The sequence below is a fragment of the Mycobacterium branderi genome, from assembly GCF_010728725.1.
GTDB lineage: Bacteria > Actinomycetota > Actinomycetes > Mycobacteriales > Mycobacteriaceae > Mycobacterium > Mycobacterium branderi.
Genome location: NZ_AP022606.1, coordinates 5,025,144 through 5,043,828, shown reverse-complemented (window position 1 = coordinate 5,043,828; position 18,685 = coordinate 5,025,144). Strand labels below are relative to the sequence as shown.

The window sequence follows — 18,685 nt, the reverse complement described above, 5'->3', positions numbered from 1 at the left end:
TTAGAGCGGGCGCAGCACGATCGGCATGCCGTCCATCGGGATCGGCATGCCGCCGTAGTCCCAGCGCGGCTGGTATCCGGGCCGCGGCAATTCCAGCCGATACCGGCGCAGCAGCCGGTGTACGACGGTCTTGACCTCCAGCCGGCCGAACACCATCCCGATGCACTTGTGCGCCCCGCCGCCGAACGGCGCGAACGCGTAACGATGCTTCTTGTGCTCACTGCGCGGTTCGGTGAACCGCTCCGGGTCGAACTTGCGCGGTTCGGTCCACAGCTCGGGCAGCCAGTGGTTCATCCCCGGCCAGGTCACCACGTTGGTGCCGGCCGGCACGTAATAGCCGAGCAGGTCGGTGTCACGCACGGTCTGGCGCATGTTGAACGGCAGTGGCGTCACCAGCCGCAGCGACTCGTCCATCACCAGGTCCAGCGTCTCCAGCTTCTCGAGCGCCTCGATGTCGAGCGGGCCGTCGCCGAGCCGGTCCGACTCGTCGCGGCACCGTTCTTGCCACTCGGGGTGGGCGGCGAGGTTGTAGGCCATCGTCGTGGTCGTCGACGTGGAGGTGTCGTGGGCGGCCATCATCAAAAAGATCATGTGGTTGACGATGTCGATGTCGGTGAAGCTGTTGCCGTCCTCGTCCTCGGTGTGGCACAGCACCGTGAGCATGTCGTTGCCCTCGGCGTTACGGCGTTCTTTGACCCGCTCGGTGAAGTAGTCCTCGAGCACCTTGCGGGCCCGAAGTCCCTGCCACCACTTGAACGGCGGCACGCTGGTGCGGATGATCGCGCCGCCGGCACGCGTGGTGGTGGTGAACGCCTTGTTCACCTTGGTGACCAGCTCGTGGTCGGTGCCCGGCTCGTGACCCATGAACACCATCGAGGCGATGTCGAGGGTGAGCTCCTTCATCGCCGGATGGAACAGGAAGCGTGCGTCGTTGGTCGGCCAGCCGGCCACCACCGCGCTCGCCACCCGGTCGATGTGCTCGACGTAACCGGCCAGCCGCGGCCGGGTAAAGGCCTCCTGCATGATGCGGCGGTGGTAGAGGTGCTCGTCGAAGTCGAGCATCATCAGGCCCCGGTTGAAGAACGGGCCGATGACCGGATGCCAGCCCTTCTGCGAGAAGTCCTTGTTGCGGTTGGAGAAGATGGCCTGGGTGGCGTCGGGGCCCAGCGCGACGATCGACGGCAGGATCGGCGAGTCGGCGAAGCAGACCGGCCCGCGGGTCTCATAGAGGTGCAGCGGGAAATCGGGGCCTTCCCGGAACAGCTCGATGATGTGGCCCAGGATCGGCAGCCCGGAATCGCCCATCACCGGCTTCAATCCGCTCCCGGGCGGCGGCTCGGCCAGTTTCTTGGGCTTCCAGTCGACCTCCAGCAGCCGCTTTTCGATCAACCCCAGGCCGGGGATGGTGTTCACCGTCGGCGTCAGGCGGCGCTTGGCCTGGTCGAGCAGGTAGTGCGGGGTGCTGATGGTCGCCATCGAGGCTCCTTATCGGTTGTGGCAGCCGTCACTGAGCCCCATCCTGACGGCCGAACTTGACAGCTGTCAAGTTTGTCAGAGCGGGCGCAGCATGATCGGCATGCCGTCCACCGGAACCGGCATGCCGGCGTAATCCCAGCGCGCCTGGTATCCGGGCCGCGGCAGCTCCAGCCGGTAACGGCGCAGCAGCCGGTGCAGGATCGTCTTGATCTCCAACTGCCCGAACACCATGCCGATGCACTTGTGCGCGCCGCCGCCGAACGGGGTGAACGCATAGCGGTGCCGCTTGTGCTCACAGCGTGGTTCAGTGAATCGCTCGGGGTCGAACTTCATCGGATCCGTCCAGAGCTCCGGCAGCCGATGGTTCATGCCGGGGTAGGCGATGACGTTGGTGCCCTTGGGTAGGTAGTAGCCCAGCAGGTCGGTGTCGCGCACGGTTTGGCGCATGGCCCACTGCACGGGCGTCACCAACCGAATCGACTCGTTCATCACGAGGTCGAGCGACTCCAGCTTCTCGAGTGCCTCGATGTCGAGCGGGCCGTCGCCGAGCCGGTCCGACTCGTCGCGGCAGCGCTGCTGCCATTGGGGGTGGGCGGCCAGGTGGTAGGCCATCGTCGTCGCGGTCGACGTCGAGGTGTCGTGGGCAGCCATCATCAAAAAGATCATGTGGTTGACGATGTCGGTGTCGGAGAAGCTGTTGCCGTCCTCGTCCTCGGTCTGGCACAACACCGTCAGCAAATCGTTGCCGTCCTTACCGCGACGTTCCTTGACCCGGGCGGCGAAGTAGTTTTCGAGCAGCTGCCGCGCTTTGAGGCCGCGCCACCAGGTGAATGGCGGCACGGGAGTGCGGATGATCGCGTTGCCGGCGCGGGTGGTGATCGTGAAGGCCTTGTTGACGTTGGTGACCAGCTCGCGGTCGGTCCCCGGTTCGTGGCCCATGAACACCATCGAGGCGATGTCGAGCGTGAGCTCCTTCATGGCCGGGTAGAGCAGGAAACGCGCGTCGTTGGCCACCCAGTCATTCGAAATCACTTGGACACAACCTGATCCATCTGCTCGACGTAGCCGACCAGCCGTGTCCGCACGAAGGCTTCCTGAAGGATGCGCCGGTGGAACATGTGCTCCTCGAAGTCGAGCAGCATCAGGCCGCGGTGAAAGAACGGCCCGATCACCGGAACCCAGCCCTGCTGGGAGTAGTCCTTGTTGCGGTTGGAATAAATGACCTGAACTGCATCTGGGCCTAATGCCGCGACCCCCGGCAGCACCGGCGAATCCCCGAATATCAGCGGACCTCTGGTGTGGTACAGGAACATCAGATAGTCCGGTCCGCCTCGCAGCATCTCGATGATGTGACCGAGGATCGGCAATCCGGCATCGCCCATCACCGGCTTGAGTCCGCTGCCCGGCGGGGGATCCGCGAGCTTTTTCGGCGGGAACTCGGTGTTGCGGAGCTTGCGCTCGACGGCTGCCATGCCGGGAAAGTTGTTGAACGATGGCGTCAGCCGGCGTTTCGCTTGGTCGAGCAGGTAGTGCGGGGTGCTGATGGTCGCCATCGACGCTCCTCACCGATTTGTGGCCGCCGTCACTAAAACCCATCCTCAGGACACACTTGACGGCTGTCAAGTTTCGTTTTGTGCTTGTGTGGTGCAAGGTCGAACTGTGAGCACTCAGCAGGACGCCCGGCGAAGCGCCGATGCGGCTCCGGCTAGCCCGACAAGGCGCGGGGACCGTCAGCGCCAGGCGATCTTGCAAGCCGTACGCGAGCTGCTGGAAGAGAAGCCGTTCGCCGAATTGTCGGTCAGCACCATCAGCGACCGCGCCGGGGTGGCCCGATCAGGCTTCTACTTCTACTTCGACTCGAAATACTCTGTGCTGGCTCAGATTCTGGCCGAGGCGACCCATGAGCTCGAAGAGCTCACCCACTACTTCGCCCCGCGCGGCCCCGACGAGTCGCCGGCCGCGTTCGCCAAGCGGATGGTCGGCAGCGCCGCCGCGGTCTACGCGCACAACGATCCGGTGATGTCGGCGTGCAACGTCGCCCGCAACACCGATGCCGAGATCCGCGAGATTCTCGATCAACAGGTCAACGGCGTGATCGAGCAGATCATCGGCGTCGTCGAGGACGAGATGAAAGCCGGTACCGCACATCCGATCAGCGACGACATCCCGGCGCTGGTCCGCACACTCTCGGTGACCACGGCACAGATGCTCTCGGGCGACAGCGCTTATCTCGGGCCCGACGGTGACGTGCAGCGCGGGATCCGCGTGCTCGAGCAGTTATGGCTGCATGCGTTGTGGGGCGGGTCGTCGGACGCCTAGCGGCCGCCACGGCGACGATGCGGGCCGGCACGGCCCGAAGAGGAGCGGGGCAGTCATTTCGGTCGGCGGTATCGTCTCCGCCATGGCGCAGACGTATGCGGGTAAGAAGTGTTTTCTCACGGGTGCGGCCAGCGGCATCGGCCGCGCGACTGCCTTGCGGCTCGCCGCCCAGGGCGCCGAGCTGTATCTGACCGACCGCAACGCCGACGGGCTGGCCGAAACCGTGGCCGACGCGCTCGCGCTGGGCGCGAAAGTTCCCGAGCACCGGGCCCTGGACATCGCCGACTACGAGCAGGTCGCCTCGCTCGCTGCCGACATCCATAGCCGTCACTCGAGCATGGACGTGGTGATGAACATAGCCGGGGTGTCGGCGTGGGGGACCGTCGACCAGCTCAGCCACGAACAGTGGAGCAAGATGGTCGCGATCAACCTGATGGGCCCGATCCACGTCATCGAGGCGTTCGTCCCGCCGATGGTCGCGGCCGGCCGTGGCGGTCACCTGGTCAACGTGTCCTCGGCGGCCGGCCTGGTCGCGCTGCCGTGGCATGCCGCTTACAGCGCAAGCAAATACGGCCTGCGCGGGGTCTCGGAGGTGCTTCGTTTCGACCTGGCACGGCACCGCATCGGGGTGTCGGTGGTGGTGCCCGGCGCGGTCAACACCCCGTTGGTCAACACGGTCGAGATCGCCGGCGTCGACCGCGAGGACCCCAGGGTGCAGCGGTGGATCAACCGCTTCAGCGGCCATGCCGTCACACCGGAGAAGGCGGCCGAGAAAATTCTGGCCGGCGTCGCCAAGAACCGCTACCTGATCTACACCTCGGCGGACATCCGTGCGCTGTATGCGTTCAAGCGGCTGGCGTGGTGGCCCTATAGCGTGGCGATGCGTCAGGTCAACGTGTTCTTCACACGGGCGCTGCGGCCAGACGCGTTGCCGCGCTAGGTTTGCGGCGATCGCAAGCTCGGCGAAGCCGGGCGCTGCGGGTCGCCGCACGACAAGCTATTGCGGCATCTGCAGTTCCAGTCGCACACCGAGTAGCCGCACCGGGCGGTCGAGCTCGAACAGGTTCAACACATGCAGTGCGGCGGCGACGACGACGTCGGCGTCCACCGTCGGCTCCTCCAGCTTGCGGATCTTGGTGCGCGTGTAGAACGTCGCGGTGCGCACGGTGACGGCGACCCGGGTGACGATTCGCGACTCGGCGACCACCTCGCTCAACGTCCGTCGCGCCAATTCGGTTACCGCCGCTGCCATTTCACCTCGGTCGGTGAGGTCGCGCGGGAAGGTGACCACGTGGCTGCGCGATCGCGGCACCCACGGCTCGGCGCTGACGACGTCGTCGCCGCCGCCGTTGGCCAGCAGCAACAGCCACAGTCCGGTTCGCGGGCCGAATGTGGCGGTGAGCAGCTCGGCATCGGACTGGGCGAGCTGGCAGACCGTGATAATGTCAAGGGCGGCAAGCTTTTTCGTGGCCTTCGGCCCGACTCCCCACAGCGCGTCGACCGGCCGGTCACCCATCACCGACATCCAGTTGGCGTCGGTGAGCTGGTAGACGCCGGCTGGTTTGGCGAAGCCGGTGGCCACCTTGGCGCGTTGCTTGTTGTCGCTGATCCCCACCGAGCACGACAGCCCGGTTTCCGCTGCGACGACGGCGCGGATCTGCTCGGCGAGCGCCACCGGATCGTCGACATCGGCGCCGATGAATGCCTCGTCCCAGCCCCACACCTCCACGGGGTGGCCGAGATCGCGCAGCAGCCCCATCACCTGCTCGGAGGCGGCGTCGTAGGCGGCGGGATCCGACGGCAGGAAGGTGGCGTCGGGGCAGTGGCGGGCGGCGGTGCGGAGCGGCATGCCGGCGTGCACCCCGAACTGGCGGGCCTCATACGAGGCGCAGGTGACGACCTTGCGCGGTTCGGTGGGGTCGCCGCTGCCGCCGACGATGACCGGCAGCCCGGCCAATTCAGGGTGGCGGCGCAGTTCCACCGACGCGAGGAACTGGTCGAGGTCGACGTGCAGGATCCAGGTCATACGCCGCAAAGCTTGCGCGCCAAGCTTTCCCACGCGTCGCCCAAGGTGTCCAAGGTGTGGCCGCGGTTCAGTTGGTGCTCGACATAGTCGGCATCGAGCAGGGCGAGCAGGGCGTCGGTTTGAGCGTCCAGGTCTCCGGTCGTTCCGGCGGTTTCCAGCAGCAGCCGCACATGGGTGTGCAGGACCGCGGCCGCCGCGTTGTGGCGCGTCTGCGGATCGCGGTTGGCCGCCGAGAGCAACGCGTGGTGGGTGTGGACGAAGCACAGCCGCTCGCGGCCGAACGCCAGCAGCCGATCCAGCGGCGGGGCGTCCGGGCCCAGCGGCGGCGGGCCGAACAGGAAGGCCTGCTGGATTGCGCGCTCGTCCTCGTCGAGCAGCACCATCATCAGCCCGGCCCGGCTGCCGAACCGCCGGAAAACGGTGCCCTTGCCCACTCCCGCGGCGGCGGCGATGTCGTCCATCGTGACGGCGTCGGCGCCCCGCTCCGCGATCAGCTGCCGGGCCGCCTGCAGCAGCAGTTCGCGGTTGCGGGCCGCGTCGCCACGTTCATGCGGGGCGGAAACGGGCAGCTCACCCGAGCGATCGGCGACGCTCACCACTGCACTGTAACGCGGACGGAATAAACCGGACTACGGTCCGGTTTGGTCGTGCAAGGATGTAGACCAACAACCGAAGGGAATCGCGAAGTGTCTGACATCAAGATCATGGCGTTGGTGGGCAGCCTGCGTGCTGCGTCGGTCAACCGACAGATCGCCGAACTGGCTGCGGACGTCGCCCCCGACGGCGTCACGGTGAGCGTCTTCGACGGGCTGGGCGACCTGCCGTTCTACAACGAGGACATCGACAACGAGGCCGATGTGCCGGCGGGGGCTACCGCACTGCGTGCCGCGGCGGCCCAGGCCGACGCCGCCCTGGTGGTCACCCCGGAATACAACGGCACCATTCCGGCCGTGATCAAGAACGCCATCGACTGGCTCTCGCGGCCCTTCGGCAACAGCGCGCTGAAAGGCAAGCCGCTGGCCGTCATCGGCGGGTCGCTGGGCCGCTACGGCGGGGTATGGGCGCACGACGAGACCCGCAAGTCGTTCGGCATCGCCGGTCCTCGCGTGGTCGAGGCGATCAAGCTCTCGGTGCCGCTGAAGTCGCTGGATGGCAAGCACCCCGGCGAGCACGCGGAATTGAGGGCCAACGTGCGCGACGTGGTGGGCAAGCTGGCCGCCGAAGTGAGCTGAATTTCGTTTGCTGTGGGACGCCCGGCGGTGAACCGCCGGGCGTTCTTGTCGGTGGCCGGTGGTAGATCTCGTGGTATGCGCCGGGACATGGCCGGGGAGGCCAAATTGTGATCTACGACACGCCGACAAAGGGTGGGTGCAGAGGCTTACGACCAGGGAATTTCATGAATGTTGTTCAGAAGATGTTGTATCCCTTCTTATTGTCGGCCACTAGGTGTAGTGTTTGGGCACACCGACAGGCCCCGGGTTCACCCGGTCAGCCGAGCCGCGAGGGCAGGATCGAGACGCCCGCCGACGCGGTCGGCGAATACGGGAATTCCGGGACGTGACGGTCTGCTGAACCAACAGCGCACATGCAGTACCGAGTAGTTGCCAGTCCCGTCACCTTCCCAGCAGAGGAGCTGTAGGAGCCGATGAGCATCACCGTCTACACCAAGCCCGCATGTGTGCAGTGCAACGCCACCTACAAGGCGCTGGACAAAGAGGGCATCCCTTACGAGAAGGTCGACATCTCGGTTGACAGCGAGGCGCGCGACTACGTGATGGCGCTGGGCTATCTGCAGGCTCCCGTCGTAGTGGCCGGCAACGAGCACTGGTCGGGCTTTAGGCCGGACCGGATCAAGGCGCTCGCCGGTGCCGCGCTGACCGCTTAGGAGATTGCCGTGCCGTCGTGCAGCCTGGTGTATTTCTCGTCGGTGTCGGAGAACACCCATCGCTTCGTGCAGAAGCTGGGCATTCCCGCCACGCGGATACCGCTGCACGGCCGCATCGAGGTGGACCGGCCGTATGTCCTGGTGTTGCCGACCTACGGCGGTGGCCGGGCCACCCCGAACATCAACGACGGCGGCTATGTCCCCAAGCAGGTCATTGCCTTTTTGAACAACGAACGCAACCGAGCGCTGCTGCGCGGGGTGATCGCGGCCGGCAACAACAACTTCGGTGCCGAATTCGCCTACGCGGGCGACATGGTGTCGCGCAAGTGTCGCGTTCCCTATCTCTACCGCTTCGAACTGATGGGGACCCCGGACGACGTGGAAGCCGTCCGAGCGGGTCTAGCTGAGTTTTGGAAGGACGAACCGTGCCACCAACCGCCGCAACTGCAGAGCGTGTAACGCCCGCCGGGCACGCGTTGCCGGGCGAGACGGATTATCACGCCCTGAACGCGATGCTGAATCTGTACGACGCCGACGGCAAGATTCAGTTCGACAAGGACCGGGAAGCCGCGCACCAGTACTTTCTGCAGCACGTCAACCAGAACACCGTCTTCTTCCACAACCAGGACGAGAAGCTCGACTACCTGATCCGCGAGAACTATTACGAGCGTGAGGTTCTCGACCAGTATTCGCGCAACTTCGTCAAGAGCCTGCTGGATCGGGCCTACGCGAAGAAGTTTCGTTTCCCGACGTTCCTCGGCGCGTTCAAGTACTACACCTCCTACACGCTGAAGACCTTCGACGGCAAGCGGTATCTGGAGCGCTTCGAGGACCGCGTCGTCATGGTGGCGTTGACTTTGGCGGCCGGGGACACCGGGCTGGCCGAGAAACTGGTCGACGAGATCATCGACGGCCGGTTCCAGCCGGCGACCCCGACGTTCCTCAACTCGGGCAAAAAGCAACGCGGCGAGCCAGTCAGCTGCTTCCTCCTTCGCGTCGAGGACAACATGGAATCCATTGGGAGAGCGATTAATTCAGCTCTGCAGCTCTCCAAGCGCGGTGGGGGAGTTGCGCTGCTGCTGAGCAACATTCGCGAGCACGGCGCGCCGATCAAGAACATCGAGAACCAGAGCTCGGGCGTCATCCCGATCATGAAGCTGCTGGAGGACTCGTTCTCCTACGCCAACCAGCTCGGTGCGCGCCAGGGTGCCGGCGCCGTGTATCTGCACGCCCATCACCCCGACATCTACCGCTTCCTAGACACCAAGCGGGAGAACGCCGACGAGAAGATCCGGATCAAGACGCTGAGCCTGGGCGTGGTGATCCCCGACATCACCTTCGAGCTGGCCAAGAAGAACGAGGACATGTACCTGTTCTCGCCATATGACGTCGAACGCATCTACGGCGTGCCGTTCGCCGACATCTCGGTCACCGAGAAGTACTACGAGATGGTCGACGACGCGCGCATCCGCAAGACCAAGATCAAAGCGCGGGAGTTCTTTCAGACGTTGGCCGAGCTTCAGTTCGAGTCGGGCTACCCGTACATCATGTTCGAGGACACGGTGAACCGGGCCAACCCGATCGACGGCAAGATCACCCACTCCAACCTGTGCTCGGAGATCCTGCAGGTGTCCACCCCGTCGTTGTTCAACGAGGATCTCTCGTATGCCAAAGTGGGCAAAGACATTTCGTGCAACCTTGGGTCGTTGAATATCGCCAAGGCCATGGACTCGCCCGATTTTGCGCAGACCATCGAGGTGGCGATCCGGGCGCTGACAGCGGTGTCAGATCAAACCCACATCTACTCGGTGCCCTCGATCGAGCAGGGCAACAACGACTCGCACGCAATCGGCTTGGGCCAGATGAACTTGCACGGTTATCTGGCTCGCGAGCGAATCTTCTACGGCTCCGAAGAAGGCATCGACTTCACCAACATCTACTTCTACTGCGTGCTGTATCACGCGCTGCGGGCGTCGAATCGCATTGCGATCGAACGAGGTACGCACTTCAAGGGTTTTGAACGGTCCAAGTATGCGTCGGGGGAGTTCTTCGACAAGTACATCGAGCAGGTCTGGGAGCCCAAGACGCCCAAGGTGCGTCAGCTCTTCGCCGACGCCGGCATTCGCATCCCTGACCAGAACGACTGGAAGCGGCTGAAGGAGTCGGTGCAGGCGCACGGCATCTACAACCAGAACCTGCAGGCGGTGCCGCCGACCGGGTCGATCTCCTACATCAACCACTCGACCAGTTCGATCCACCCGATCGTGTCGAAGATCGAGATTCGCAAGGAAGGCAAGATCGGCCGGGTCTACTACCCGGCGCCGTACATGACCAACGACAACCTGGAGTACTACCAGGACGCCTACGAAATCGGCTACGAGAAGATCATCGACACCTACGCCGCGGCCACCCAGCACGTGGACCAGGGGCTGAGCCTGACGCTGTTCTTCAAAGACACCGCCACCACCCGCGATGTGAACAAGGCGCAGATCTACGCCTGGCGCAAAGGCATCAAGACGCTGTACTACATCCGGCTGCGGCAGATGGCGCTGGAAGGCACCGAGGTCGAAGGCTGCGTGTCCTGCATGCTGTAGGAGGCTCTCTGCCGACTGTGAATCTGGCGACGGCTTCTTCGCGTGTCGCGTCGTGGCATTCACGCTCGAAAGGTAGGTCTTCCCAGGTCAGCGACCGCAACGCGGTAAAGTGCTTGACGTGGTGAGAATCCCTCGACCCCACCCGGGCCCCAGGCCCGGGGGCAAGGTCGACGCGCGCAGCGAACGCTGGCGCGAACACCGCAAGAAGGTCCGCGGCGAGATTGTCGAGGCGGCCTTCCGCGCCATCGACCGGCTAGGACCAGAGTTGAGCGTGCGGGAGATCGCCGAAGAGGCCGGCACCGCCAAACCCAAGATCTACCGGCATTTCCACGACAAATCCGATCTCTTCCAGGCGATCGGCGAACGCCTGCGCGACATGCTGTGGGCAGCGGTCTTCCCGTCGGTCGACTTCGCCACCAACTCGGCCCGCGACATCATCCGGCGCAGTGTCGAGGAGTACGTCAACCTCGTCGAGCAACATCCCAACGTGCTGCGGTTCTTCATCCAGGGCCGCTTCCCGGAGCGCTCCGAGTCCACGATGCGGGCCCTCAACGAGGGCCGCGAGATCACCCTGGCGATGGCCGAGATGTTCAACAACGAACTGCGGGAAATGGAGCTCGACCGCGCCGCGATCGAACTGGCGGCGTTCGCCGCGTTCGGGTCGGCTCAGTCGGCCACCGACTGGTGGCTCGGCCCCGAACCGGACAGCCCGCGCCGCATGCCGCACGACAAGTTCGTCGAACACCTGACGACCATCATGATGGGCGTCATCGGCGGCACCGCGGAGCTGCTCGGCATCGAGATGGACCCCGACTTGCCGATCCACAGCGCGGCGCCGCGCGAAGCCAGCTAGCACCGAAGTACCCGGTACCAGCGTTCCCAGGTAGGATCGCCGCGTGACCATTACTGAGTCGGCGCCGCAGGAGGCAGCACACAAACCGCCGGTGCACACCCGCGCAGTCATCATCGGGACGGGATTCTCCGGTCTGGGCATGGCCATCGCCCTGCAGCGCCAGGGTGTGGACTTCGTGATCCTGGAGAAGGCCGACGACATCGGTGGCACCTGGCGCGACAACAGCTACCCCGGCTGCGCATGCGACATCCCGTCGCACCTGTACTCGTTTTCCTTCGAGCCCAAGCCGGACTGGAAACACCTGTTCTCCTACCAGCCCGAGATCTGGGAGTACCTCAAGGGCGTCACCGACAAATACGGGCTGCGCCGCTACATCGAGTTCAATTCGCTTGTCGAGCGCGGACATTGGGACGACGAGGAACACCGCTGGCATGTGTTCACCGCCGACGGGCGGGAGTATGTCGCCCAGTTCCTGATCTCCGGCGCTGGCGCGCTGCACATCCCGTCGGTCCCCGACATCGAGGGCCGCGACGAGTTTCGCGGCGCCGCATTCCATTCCGCGCAGTGGGACCACGACGTCGACCTGACCGGCAAGCGAGTGGCGATAATCGGCACGGGAGCCAGCGCTATCCAGATCGTGCCCGAGATTGTCGACAAGGTCGCCGAATTGCAGCTCTACCAACGCACTCCGCCGTGGGTGATCCCTCGTACGAACGAAGAACTGCCTGCCGGGTTGCGTCGCGCCCTGGCGAGCATCCCAGGTTTACGGTTGGCGCTGCGCACCGCGCTCTATTGGGGCCACGAGGCAGTGGCCGTTGGGATGACCAAGCGGCCCTACCTCCTCAAGGTCGGCGAGGCGCTGGGCAAGTGGAACATTCGCCGTGCGGTCAAGGACCGCGAACTGCGCCGCAAACTGACCCCGAACTACCGGATCGGCTGCAAGCGAATCCTCAACTCTTCCACCTACTATCGCGCCGTCGCCGACCCGAAGACCGAACTGGTCACCGACCACATCAGCCGGATCACGCCCGACGGTATCGTCACCGCGGACGGCACAGAGCGCAGCGCCGACGTGATCGTGTTTGCCACCGGCTTCCACGTCACCGACTCCTACACCTACGTCCAGATCAAGGGGATGCACGGCGAGGACCTGGTCGACCGCTGGAACCGCGAAGGCCTTGGCGCACACCGCGGAATCACCGTCGCCGACGTGCCCAACCTGTTCTTCCTATTGGGACCCAACACCGGGCTGGGACACAACTCGGTGGTGTTCATGATCGAATCGCAGATCCGCTACGTCGCGGATGCGATCGCGGCGTGCGATCGGCTCGGCGCGCAGGCGCTGGCCCCGACCCGCGCCGCCCAGGACCGCTTCAACGAGGAGCTGCAGCGCAAACTCGGCCGCTCGGTGTGGAACTCCGGCGGATGCAGCAGCTGGTACCTCGACGAGCACGGCAATAACCGGGTGCTGTGGGGCGGCTACACCTGGCAGTACTGGATGGGCACCCGCTCGCTGCGGTCCGACGAGTACCAGTTCTTCGGGGTGGGCTCGCCGGCGTAGAAGACACGCCCAGACACTAGGTGTTGTGTTGCGGTGCGTTGTCGGACCCCAGGGGTAGTGTTTGAGTTCTGGAGCACAGCCGAGCATACGTCCTGGTGAAGTGGGGTTCTGGTGACCGAAAAACTGAAGCTGATCGACCGGGTTTCGGCGATCAACTGGAACCGTCTGCAAGACGAGAAGGACGCCGAGGTCTGGGATCGGCTCACCGGCAACTTCTGGCTGCCTGAGAAGGTGCCGGTGTCCAACGACATCCCGTCCTGGGGCACGCTGACCGATCACGAAAAGCAGCTGACCATGCGGGTGTTCACCGGCCTGACGCTGCTGGACACCATCCAGGGCACGGTCGGCGCGGTCAGCCTGATCCCCGACGCGCTGACCCCGCACGAGGAAGCGGTCTACACCAACATCGCGTTCATGGAATCGGTGCACGCGCGCAGCTACAGCAACATCTTCTCCACGCTGTGCTCGACCGCCGAGATCGACGACGCCTTCCGCTGGTCGGAGGAAAACCCCAACCTGCAGCGCAAGGCCGAGATCGTCATGCAGTACTACCGCGGCGACGAGCCGCTCAAGCGCAAGGTGGCCTCCACGCTGCTGGAAAGCTTCCTGTTCTACTCCGGGTTCTACCTGCCGATGTACTGGAGCAGCCGGGCCAAGCTGACCAACACCGCCGACATGATCCGGCTGATCATCCGCGACGAGGCCGTGCACGGCTACTACATCGGCTACAAGTTCCAGCGCGGCCTGGCTCTGGAAGACGCTGCCAAGCAAGCCGAATTGAAGGACTACACCTACGAGCTGCTTTTCGAGCTCTACGACAACGAGGTGGAGTACACCCAGGACCTGTACGACGAGGTCGGGCTGACCGAGGACGTCAAGAAGTTCTTGCGCTACAACGCCAACAAGGCGCTGATGAACCTCGGCTACGAGGCGTTGTTCCCGCGCGACGAGACCGACGTCAACCCCGCGATCCTGTCGGCCCTGTCACCCAACGCCGACGAGAACCACGACTTCTTCTCCGGCTCGGGGTCGAGCTACGTGATCGGCAAGGCCGTCGTCACCGAGGACGAGGACTGGGACTTCTAACACTCAGATTCCTATCCAGACCCACTGCTGTCGACCCCCATCCCATACCGGGTGGACCGGCCATGGCGACGGCGGCGGCGTTTGCGGGGGCGGCGGCACGTCGGGCGGGGCATACATCGGCGCATACTGCGGTGGCGGTGTGTACCACGATGGCGGCGGCGGTGGCGGTTTGCACTCGTTGGTTGCCACGATGTGCGACATGTTGGGGTCGCATTGCGCTGAGCTGACTCCCGGCGTCGCGACCATCGCAGCCAAAACCGCCGCACCAGCCAGAACGAACCTCATCGTCGTTGCCTCCCCAGCGCGACTCATTCCCGACCTTGAGCTTATGCCTGTGAGCGGCTTATGAGTTCTGGGAGTTGTGCGGCGCCGAGTGGCGGCGATAGCCGGCCGGCACAACACTAGAGTGCGTGGCCACCACTTCATTCCTGAGTTCGGTACTGCGCTGGCTACAGGCCGGCTATCCCGACGGCGTTCCCGGACCCGACCGAGTACCGCTGCTGGCGCTGCTGCGCAGCACGCCGCTGACCGAGGACCAGGTTGCCGAGGTGGTGCACAACATCACCGAACGCGGATCAAAGGCGTTGGCGGACGGCGAGATTGACCACGACGAGATCGCCGAGTTCATCTCCGACATGACCCATTACGACGCCGGCCCGGAAAACATCAGGCGGGTGGCGGCCACGCTGGCCGCGGCCGGGTGGCCGCTGGCCGGGGTCAGTGACGAGGACGAGCCCGACACCTCACAAAGTTGAGGCGTCGATGACGAAGCGGTAGCGCACGTCGCTGGCCAGCACCCGCTCGTAGGCCTCGTTGACGTAGTCGGCCTCGATGACCTCGATTTCGGGTGTGACGCCGTGCTCCGCGCAGAAGTCAAGCATCTCCTGGGTTTCCGGGATGCCGCCGATCATCGACCCGGACAGGCTGCGCCGCATGCTGGCCAACGGGAAGGGCGGCACCGCCATGTCGTGTTCGGGCATGCCCAGCTCGACGAGCGTGCCGTCCGCCTTGAGCAGGTTGAGGTAGCTGCCCAGATTCAGGTTGGCCGACACCGTGTTGAGGATCAGGTCGAAGCTGCCGCGCAGCTTCTTGAAGGTGTCCGGGTCGGAGGTGGCGTAGTACTCGCTGGCCCCCAGCCGCAGGCCGTCCTCCATCTTCTTCAGCGACTGACTTAGCACCGCGATCTCGGCGCCCATCGCCTTGCCGAGCTTGACGCCCATGTGGCCCAGGCCGCCGAGCCCGATTACCGCGACCCGCTTGCCGGGGCCGGCGTTCCAGTGCCGCAGCGGCGAGTAGAGCGTGATGCCCGCGCACAGCAGCGGCGCGGCGGCGTCCAGCGGAAGCGAATCCGGGATGCGCAGCACGTAGTTCTCGTCGACGACGATCGCGCTGCTGTAGCCGCCGTAGGTCGGCTGGCCGTCGCGGCCGACCGCGTTGTAGGTGCCGATCATGCCGCCGCCGGTGCAGTACTGCTGCAGGCCGGCTTGACAGTTGGCGCATTCGCGGCAGGAGTCGACGAAACAGCCGACTCCGACGTGGTCGCCCACCTTGTACGTGGTCACCGCAGAGCCCACCGCCGATACCACGCCGGCGATCTCGTGACCGGGAACCACCGGGTAATTCGGTTGGCCCCATTCGGCTTTCACGGTGTGGATGTCGGAGTGGCAGATCCCGGCGAACTTGATCTCGATGGCCACGTCATGCGGGCCCGGGTCGCGGCGGGTGATTGTGGTCTTGGTCAGCGGTGCTGTCGCCGAAGTGGCGGCATACGCGGAAACAGTGCTCATCGGAAAACCTCGTAGCGTGCGCGTGTTATCAGATTTTTTGGGGGATGCCCCAAGAATAACCTAGGTAACCTATGTATTCCTAGTGGCTGAGGGCAACGTCACAACACCGCGTCAGTTGATCGGCGCGTTGATCCAGTGCAGGTCGTCGACGATGCCGCGGGCGGCGATCAGGCCCTGCCCGGTCTGCCATACCTCGTTGTTGACGATGAACACCCGGTTGTCGCGGTAGGCGGACAGCTTGCGCCAGGGATCGCTGTCCAGCAGGGCGGGCGCGCGGTCCTTGGCGGCCGGCGAGGCGAACGACACGTACACGATGTCGGCGTCGGCCGCCGAGAAATCAGGCCCGCGGGCAAGGTCGGCATCGCTCGCACCCATCTCGATGTACGGCTTGTCGGTGAAGCGCTGCGACGGCGGGCGGTCGAGACCGACGGCGGTCAACACCGTGGCGGGGAAGTTGTCGGAGCCGTACACCCGCACGGTGTTCTCGGTGAACTGCACGATCGACGCCTGGTAGTGAGCGGCGTCGTGCGCGGCGCCGGTTTCGCGGGCCTTGGCGGTGAAGTCGTCGATCAGGGCGTCGGCGGCGCCGGCGCGCCCGGTGGCCGCCGCGACACCGCGCAGGTTGTCCTCCCACGCGGCCCCCGGCGCCGCGGTGAACACGGTCGGGGCGATCTCGGCCAGTCGCGGATACAGCTGCGGCGTCAAGCCCGCAGAGCCCACGATCAGATCCGGTTTGGCCGCCGCGATGCCGCCTAGGTCCGGCGCGCTGCGGCTGCCCACGCCCGGCAGCCGGTTCACGATCGTGCCCAGATAGGAGGGCTGACCCGACGAGCCGTCGGGCAGTGCGGCGGCCACGACCCGGGACTGCAGTCCCAGCGCGCACAGGGCGTCGAGCGCGTCGCCGGACAAGGCCACGATGCGCTGGGGGTCGGCGTGCACGTCGACCACGTCGGGTCGCACGCCCGCCGCGTTGCGGGCCTGGCGCATCGGCGGCCCCGGCGCCGGCGGAGCCGGCTGCGGTGCGCACGACTCGTCGGGCCGGCGCTGGTTGCCCAGCACCCCCGCACCGGCGATCTGTGTGGTGCTGGTGATCACCGAGCGTGACGCCGGCTTCCCGCCGGGAGAACCGGACGTGCAGGCCACGGCCGTAAACGTCACGGCCGCCGCGGCCAGCAGAACGGCGGGTCGCAGACGGCGGGGCAACACGCGTCCGACCGTAACACCGCGTCCGGAAGCACTTCGGAGCTCATTACGACGGTTTGTAGGACCCGGGCCTGCACGGCCCCCCTCAAAGGTTAGGATTCACAGAAGTTCCCGGTTGCCCGCCACACGTCTTGGAGGAGCTCTTGACAACCGAAGCGCCCCCGCTGGGAGAACTCGAGGCCAGTCGGCCCTATCCGGCGCGCACCGGCCCCAAGGGCAACCTGATCTACAAGCTGGTGACCACCACCGATCACAAGCTGATCGGGATCATGTACGTCGTCACCTGCTTCGTCTTCTTCTTCATCGGCGGCCTGCTGGCGCTGCTGATGCGCACCGAGCTGGCCTCGCCGGGGTTGCAGTTCTTGTCCAACGAACAGTTCAACCAGCTGTTCACCATGCACGGCACGATCATGCTGCTGTTCTATGCCACCCCGATCGTGTTCGGCTTCGCCAACCTGGTGATGCCGCTGCAGATCGGCGCACCCGACGTGGCGTTCCCGCGGCTGAACGCGTTCTCCTACTGGCTGTTCTTGTTCGGGTCGCTGATCGCGATGGCAGGGTTCATCACTCCGGGCGGGGCGGCGGACTTCGGCTGGACCGCCTACACGCCGCTGACCGACGCCATCCACTCACCGGGCGCCGGGCCGGACCTGTGGATCATGGGACTGATCGTCGCCGGTCTGGGCACCATCCTGGGCGCGGTCAACATGATCACCACGGTGGTCTGTATGCGCGCGCCCGGCATGACGATGTTCCGGATGCCGATCTTCACCTGGAACATCCTGGTGACGTCGATTCTGGTGCTGCTGGCCTTCCCGCTGCTGACCGCGGCGCTGTTCGGGCTGGCCGCCGACCGGCATCTCGGCGCACACGTCTACGACTCGGCCAATGGCGGAGTTCTGTTGTGGCAGCACTTGTTCTGGTTCTTCGGGCACCCCGAGGTCTACATCGTGGCGCTGCCGTTCTTCGGCATCGTCAGCGAGATCTTCCCGGTGTTTTCCCGCAAACCGATCTTCGGCTACACCACGCTGGTGTACGCGACGATGTCGATCGCGGTGCTCTCGGTCGCGGTGTGGGCGCACCACATGTTTGCGACGGGAGCTGTTCTGCTGCCGTTCTTTTCGTTCATGACGTATCTGATCGCGGTGCCCACCGGGATCAAGTTCTTCAACTGGATCGGCACAATGTGGAAGGGCCAGTTGACGTTTGAGACGCCGATGCTGTTCTCGATCGGCTTTGCGCTGACCTTCCTGCTCGGTGGTCTGACCGGTGTGCTGCTGGCCAGCCCGCCGCTGGACTTCCACGTCACCGACAGCTACTTCGTGGTCGCACACTTCCACTACGTGCTGTTCGGCACCATCGTGTTCTCCACCTTCGCCGGGGTCTACTTCTGGTTCCCGAAGATGACCGGGCGGCTGCTCGATGAGCGGCTGGGCAAGCTGCATTTCTGGTTGACGTTCATCGGGTTTCACACCACATTCTTGATCCAGCACTGGCTGGGGGATGCCGGTATGCCGCGCCGCTACGCCGACTACCTGCCCACCGACGGCTTCCAGATGTACAACATCGTCTCCACGATCGGGGCGTTCATCCTGGGCGCGTCGATGGTGCCGTTCGTCTGGAACGTCTTCAAGAGCTGGCGCTACGGCGAGGTCGTCACCGTCGACGACCCGTGGGGCTACGGCAACTCGCTGGAGTGGGCGACCAGCTGCCCGCCGCCGCGGCACAACTTCACCGAGCTGCCCCGAATCCGTTCGGAGCGGCCGGCTTTCGAGTTGCACTACCCGCACATGGTGGAACGCATGCGCGCCGAAGCACACGTGGGCCGCGGGCCGCATCCCTCCGGCGGCGACGTCACCAAAGCCGACGACGTCGAAGTCCGCAGCTGACCGTCG

General features: G+C 65.0%; 17 protein-coding genes and 1 pseudogene. 11 read left to right on the top strand and 7 right to left on the bottom strand.

The features are described from left to right. Complete coding sequence (locus tag G6N47_RS24575) at positions 1-1,476, bottom strand: cytochrome P450 (protein WP_083129617.1); 1,476 nt, start codon at positions 1,474-1,476, stop codon at positions 1-3. 75 nt (positions 1,477-1,551) lie between these two features. Continuing rightward, positions 1,552-3,029: pseudogene (locus G6N47_RS24570) on the bottom strand (cytochrome P450). A gap of 106 nt (positions 3,030-3,135) precedes the next feature. Here G6N47_RS24570 and G6N47_RS24565 point away from each other — a divergent pair. Both G6N47_RS24565 and G6N47_RS24560 read left to right on the top strand, forming a co-directional pair. Beyond that, a complete protein-coding gene (locus tag G6N47_RS24565; RefSeq protein ID WP_232080278.1) occupies positions 3,136-3,795 on the top strand; it encodes a TetR/AcrR family transcriptional regulator in 660 nt (219 codons plus the stop codon). 82 nt (positions 3,796-3,877) lie between these two features. Further along, the gene (locus G6N47_RS24560; RefSeq protein WP_083129616.1) at positions 3,878-4,735 is read left to right on the top strand and encodes an SDR family oxidoreductase; all 858 of its coding nucleotides are present in this window, start codon (positions 3,878-3,880) and stop codon (positions 4,733-4,735) included. 57 nt (positions 4,736-4,792) lie between these two features. On the opposite strand, the gene G6N47_RS24555 is transcribed toward G6N47_RS24560, so the two are convergent. Together G6N47_RS24555 and G6N47_RS24550 are read right to left on the bottom strand one after the other, a co-directional pair. After that, positions 4,793-5,821, bottom strand: a complete 1,029-nt coding sequence (locus tag G6N47_RS24555; protein WP_083129615.1) for a DNA polymerase IV — start codon at positions 5,819-5,821, stop codon at positions 4,793-4,795. Continuing rightward, the gene (locus G6N47_RS24550; RefSeq protein ID WP_083130439.1) at positions 5,818-6,417 is read right to left on the bottom strand and encodes a TetR/AcrR family transcriptional regulator; all 600 of its coding nucleotides are present in this window, start codon (positions 6,415-6,417) and stop codon (positions 5,818-5,820) included. The genes G6N47_RS24555 and G6N47_RS24550 overlap by 4 nt, the downstream gene beginning before the upstream one ends. A 108-nt stretch (positions 6,418-6,525) precedes the next feature. Here G6N47_RS24550 and G6N47_RS24545 point away from each other — a divergent pair, with 108 nt between their 5' ends. The 7 genes from G6N47_RS24545 to nrdF all read left to right on the top strand — a co-directional run bounded on the left by G6N47_RS24545 (position 6,526) and on the right by nrdF (position 13,800). After that, positions 6,526-7,053 (top strand): NAD(P)H-dependent oxidoreductase, encoded by a 528-nt coding sequence (locus tag G6N47_RS24545; protein ID WP_083130440.1) that lies wholly within the window; start codon positions 6,526-6,528, stop codon positions 7,051-7,053. A 413-nt stretch (positions 7,054-7,466) separates the two neighbouring features. After that, a complete protein-coding gene (locus G6N47_RS24540; RefSeq protein ID WP_083129614.1) occupies positions 7,467-7,706 on the top strand; it encodes a redoxin NrdH in 240 nt (79 codons plus the stop codon). A 9-nt stretch (positions 7,707-7,715) separates the two neighbouring features. Beyond that, positions 7,716-8,165, top strand: coding sequence for a class Ib ribonucleoside-diphosphate reductase assembly flavoprotein NrdI (gene nrdI, locus G6N47_RS24535; RefSeq protein WP_083129613.1), 450 nt, complete (start codon positions 7,716-7,718; stop codon positions 8,163-8,165). Next, the gene (gene nrdE / locus G6N47_RS24530; protein WP_083129612.1) at positions 8,132-10,300 is read left to right on the top strand and encodes a class 1b ribonucleoside-diphosphate reductase subunit alpha; all 2,169 of its coding nucleotides are present in this window, start codon (positions 8,132-8,134) and stop codon (positions 10,298-10,300) included. The genes nrdI and nrdE overlap by 34 nt, the downstream gene beginning before the upstream one ends. A gap of 118 nt (positions 10,301-10,418) precedes the next feature. Next, positions 10,419-11,153 (top strand): TetR/AcrR family transcriptional regulator, encoded by a 735-nt coding sequence (locus G6N47_RS24525; protein WP_083130438.1) that lies wholly within the window; start codon positions 10,419-10,421, stop codon positions 11,151-11,153. Positions 11,154-11,196: 43 nt separating this feature from the next. Beyond that, positions 11,197-12,714: a flavin-containing monooxygenase gene (locus tag G6N47_RS24520; RefSeq protein WP_083129611.1), complete on the top strand. Its 1,518-nt coding sequence runs from the start codon at positions 11,197-11,199 to the stop codon at positions 12,712-12,714. Positions 12,715-12,825: 111 nt separating this feature from the next. Beyond that, the gene (nrdF, locus tag G6N47_RS24515; protein WP_099539517.1) at positions 12,826-13,800 is read left to right on the top strand and encodes a class 1b ribonucleoside-diphosphate reductase subunit beta; all 975 of its coding nucleotides are present in this window, start codon (positions 12,826-12,828) and stop codon (positions 13,798-13,800) included. Between the two features lie 3 nt (positions 13,801-13,803). Here nrdF and G6N47_RS24510 read toward each other — a convergent pair whose 3' ends face one another. Beyond that, a complete protein-coding gene (locus G6N47_RS24510) occupies positions 13,804-14,085 on the bottom strand; it encodes a hypothetical protein (protein WP_232080277.1) in 282 nt (93 codons plus the stop codon). A 125-nt stretch (positions 14,086-14,210) separates the two neighbouring features. Between G6N47_RS24510 and G6N47_RS24505 the strand changes: the two genes are divergently transcribed. After that, a complete protein-coding gene (locus G6N47_RS24505; protein WP_083129609.1) occupies positions 14,211-14,555 on the top strand; it encodes a DUF3349 domain-containing protein in 345 nt (114 codons plus the stop codon). On the opposite strand, the gene G6N47_RS24500 is transcribed toward G6N47_RS24505, so the two are convergent. Both G6N47_RS24500 and G6N47_RS24495 read right to left on the bottom strand, forming a co-directional pair. Next, a complete protein-coding gene (locus G6N47_RS24500) occupies positions 14,544-15,587 on the bottom strand; it encodes an NAD(P)-dependent alcohol dehydrogenase (protein ID WP_083129608.1) in 1,044 nt (347 codons plus the stop codon). The two genes, G6N47_RS24505 and G6N47_RS24500, sit on opposite strands and share 12 nt — an antisense overlap. Positions 15,588-15,698: 111 nt before the next feature. Next, complete coding sequence (locus G6N47_RS24495; RefSeq protein WP_083129607.1) at positions 15,699-16,793, bottom strand: iron-siderophore ABC transporter substrate-binding protein; 1,095 nt, start codon at positions 16,791-16,793, stop codon at positions 15,699-15,701. 140 nt (positions 16,794-16,933) lie between these two features. On the opposite strand from G6N47_RS24495, the gene ctaD reads away from it, so the two are divergent. Next, positions 16,934-18,679 (top strand): aa3-type cytochrome oxidase subunit I, encoded by a 1,746-nt coding sequence (ctaD, locus tag G6N47_RS24490; protein ID WP_083130437.1) that lies wholly within the window; start codon positions 16,934-16,936, stop codon positions 18,677-18,679. The last annotated feature ends 6 nt before the right edge of the window (positions 18,680-18,685 follow it).

Coding starts and splice junctions, on each gene's coding strand:
- G6N47_RS24500 (WP_083129608.1), bottom strand. CDS start 15,587: ATGAGCACTGTTTCCGCGTATGCCGCCACTTCGGCGACAGCACCGCTG.
- G6N47_RS24545 (WP_083130440.1), top strand. CDS start 6,526: ATGGCGTTGGTGGGCAGCCTGCGTGCTGCGTCGGTCAACCGACAGATC.
- G6N47_RS24555 (WP_083129615.1), bottom strand. CDS start 5,821: ATGACCTGGATCCTGCACGTCGACCTCGACCAGTTCCTCGCGTCGGTG.
- G6N47_RS24540 (WP_083129614.1), top strand. CDS start 7,467: ATGAGCATCACCGTCTACACCAAGCCCGCATGTGTGCAGTGCAACGCC.
- G6N47_RS24560 (WP_083129616.1), top strand. CDS start 3,878: ATGGCGCAGACGTATGCGGGTAAGAAGTGTTTTCTCACGGGTGCGGCC.
- G6N47_RS24575 (WP_083129617.1), bottom strand. CDS start 1,476: ATGGCGACCATCAGCACCCCGCACTACCTGCTCGACCAGGCCAAGCGC.
- G6N47_RS24510 (WP_232080277.1), bottom strand. CDS start 14,085: ATGAGGTTCGTTCTGGCTGGTGCGGCGGTTTTGGCTGCGATGGTCGCG.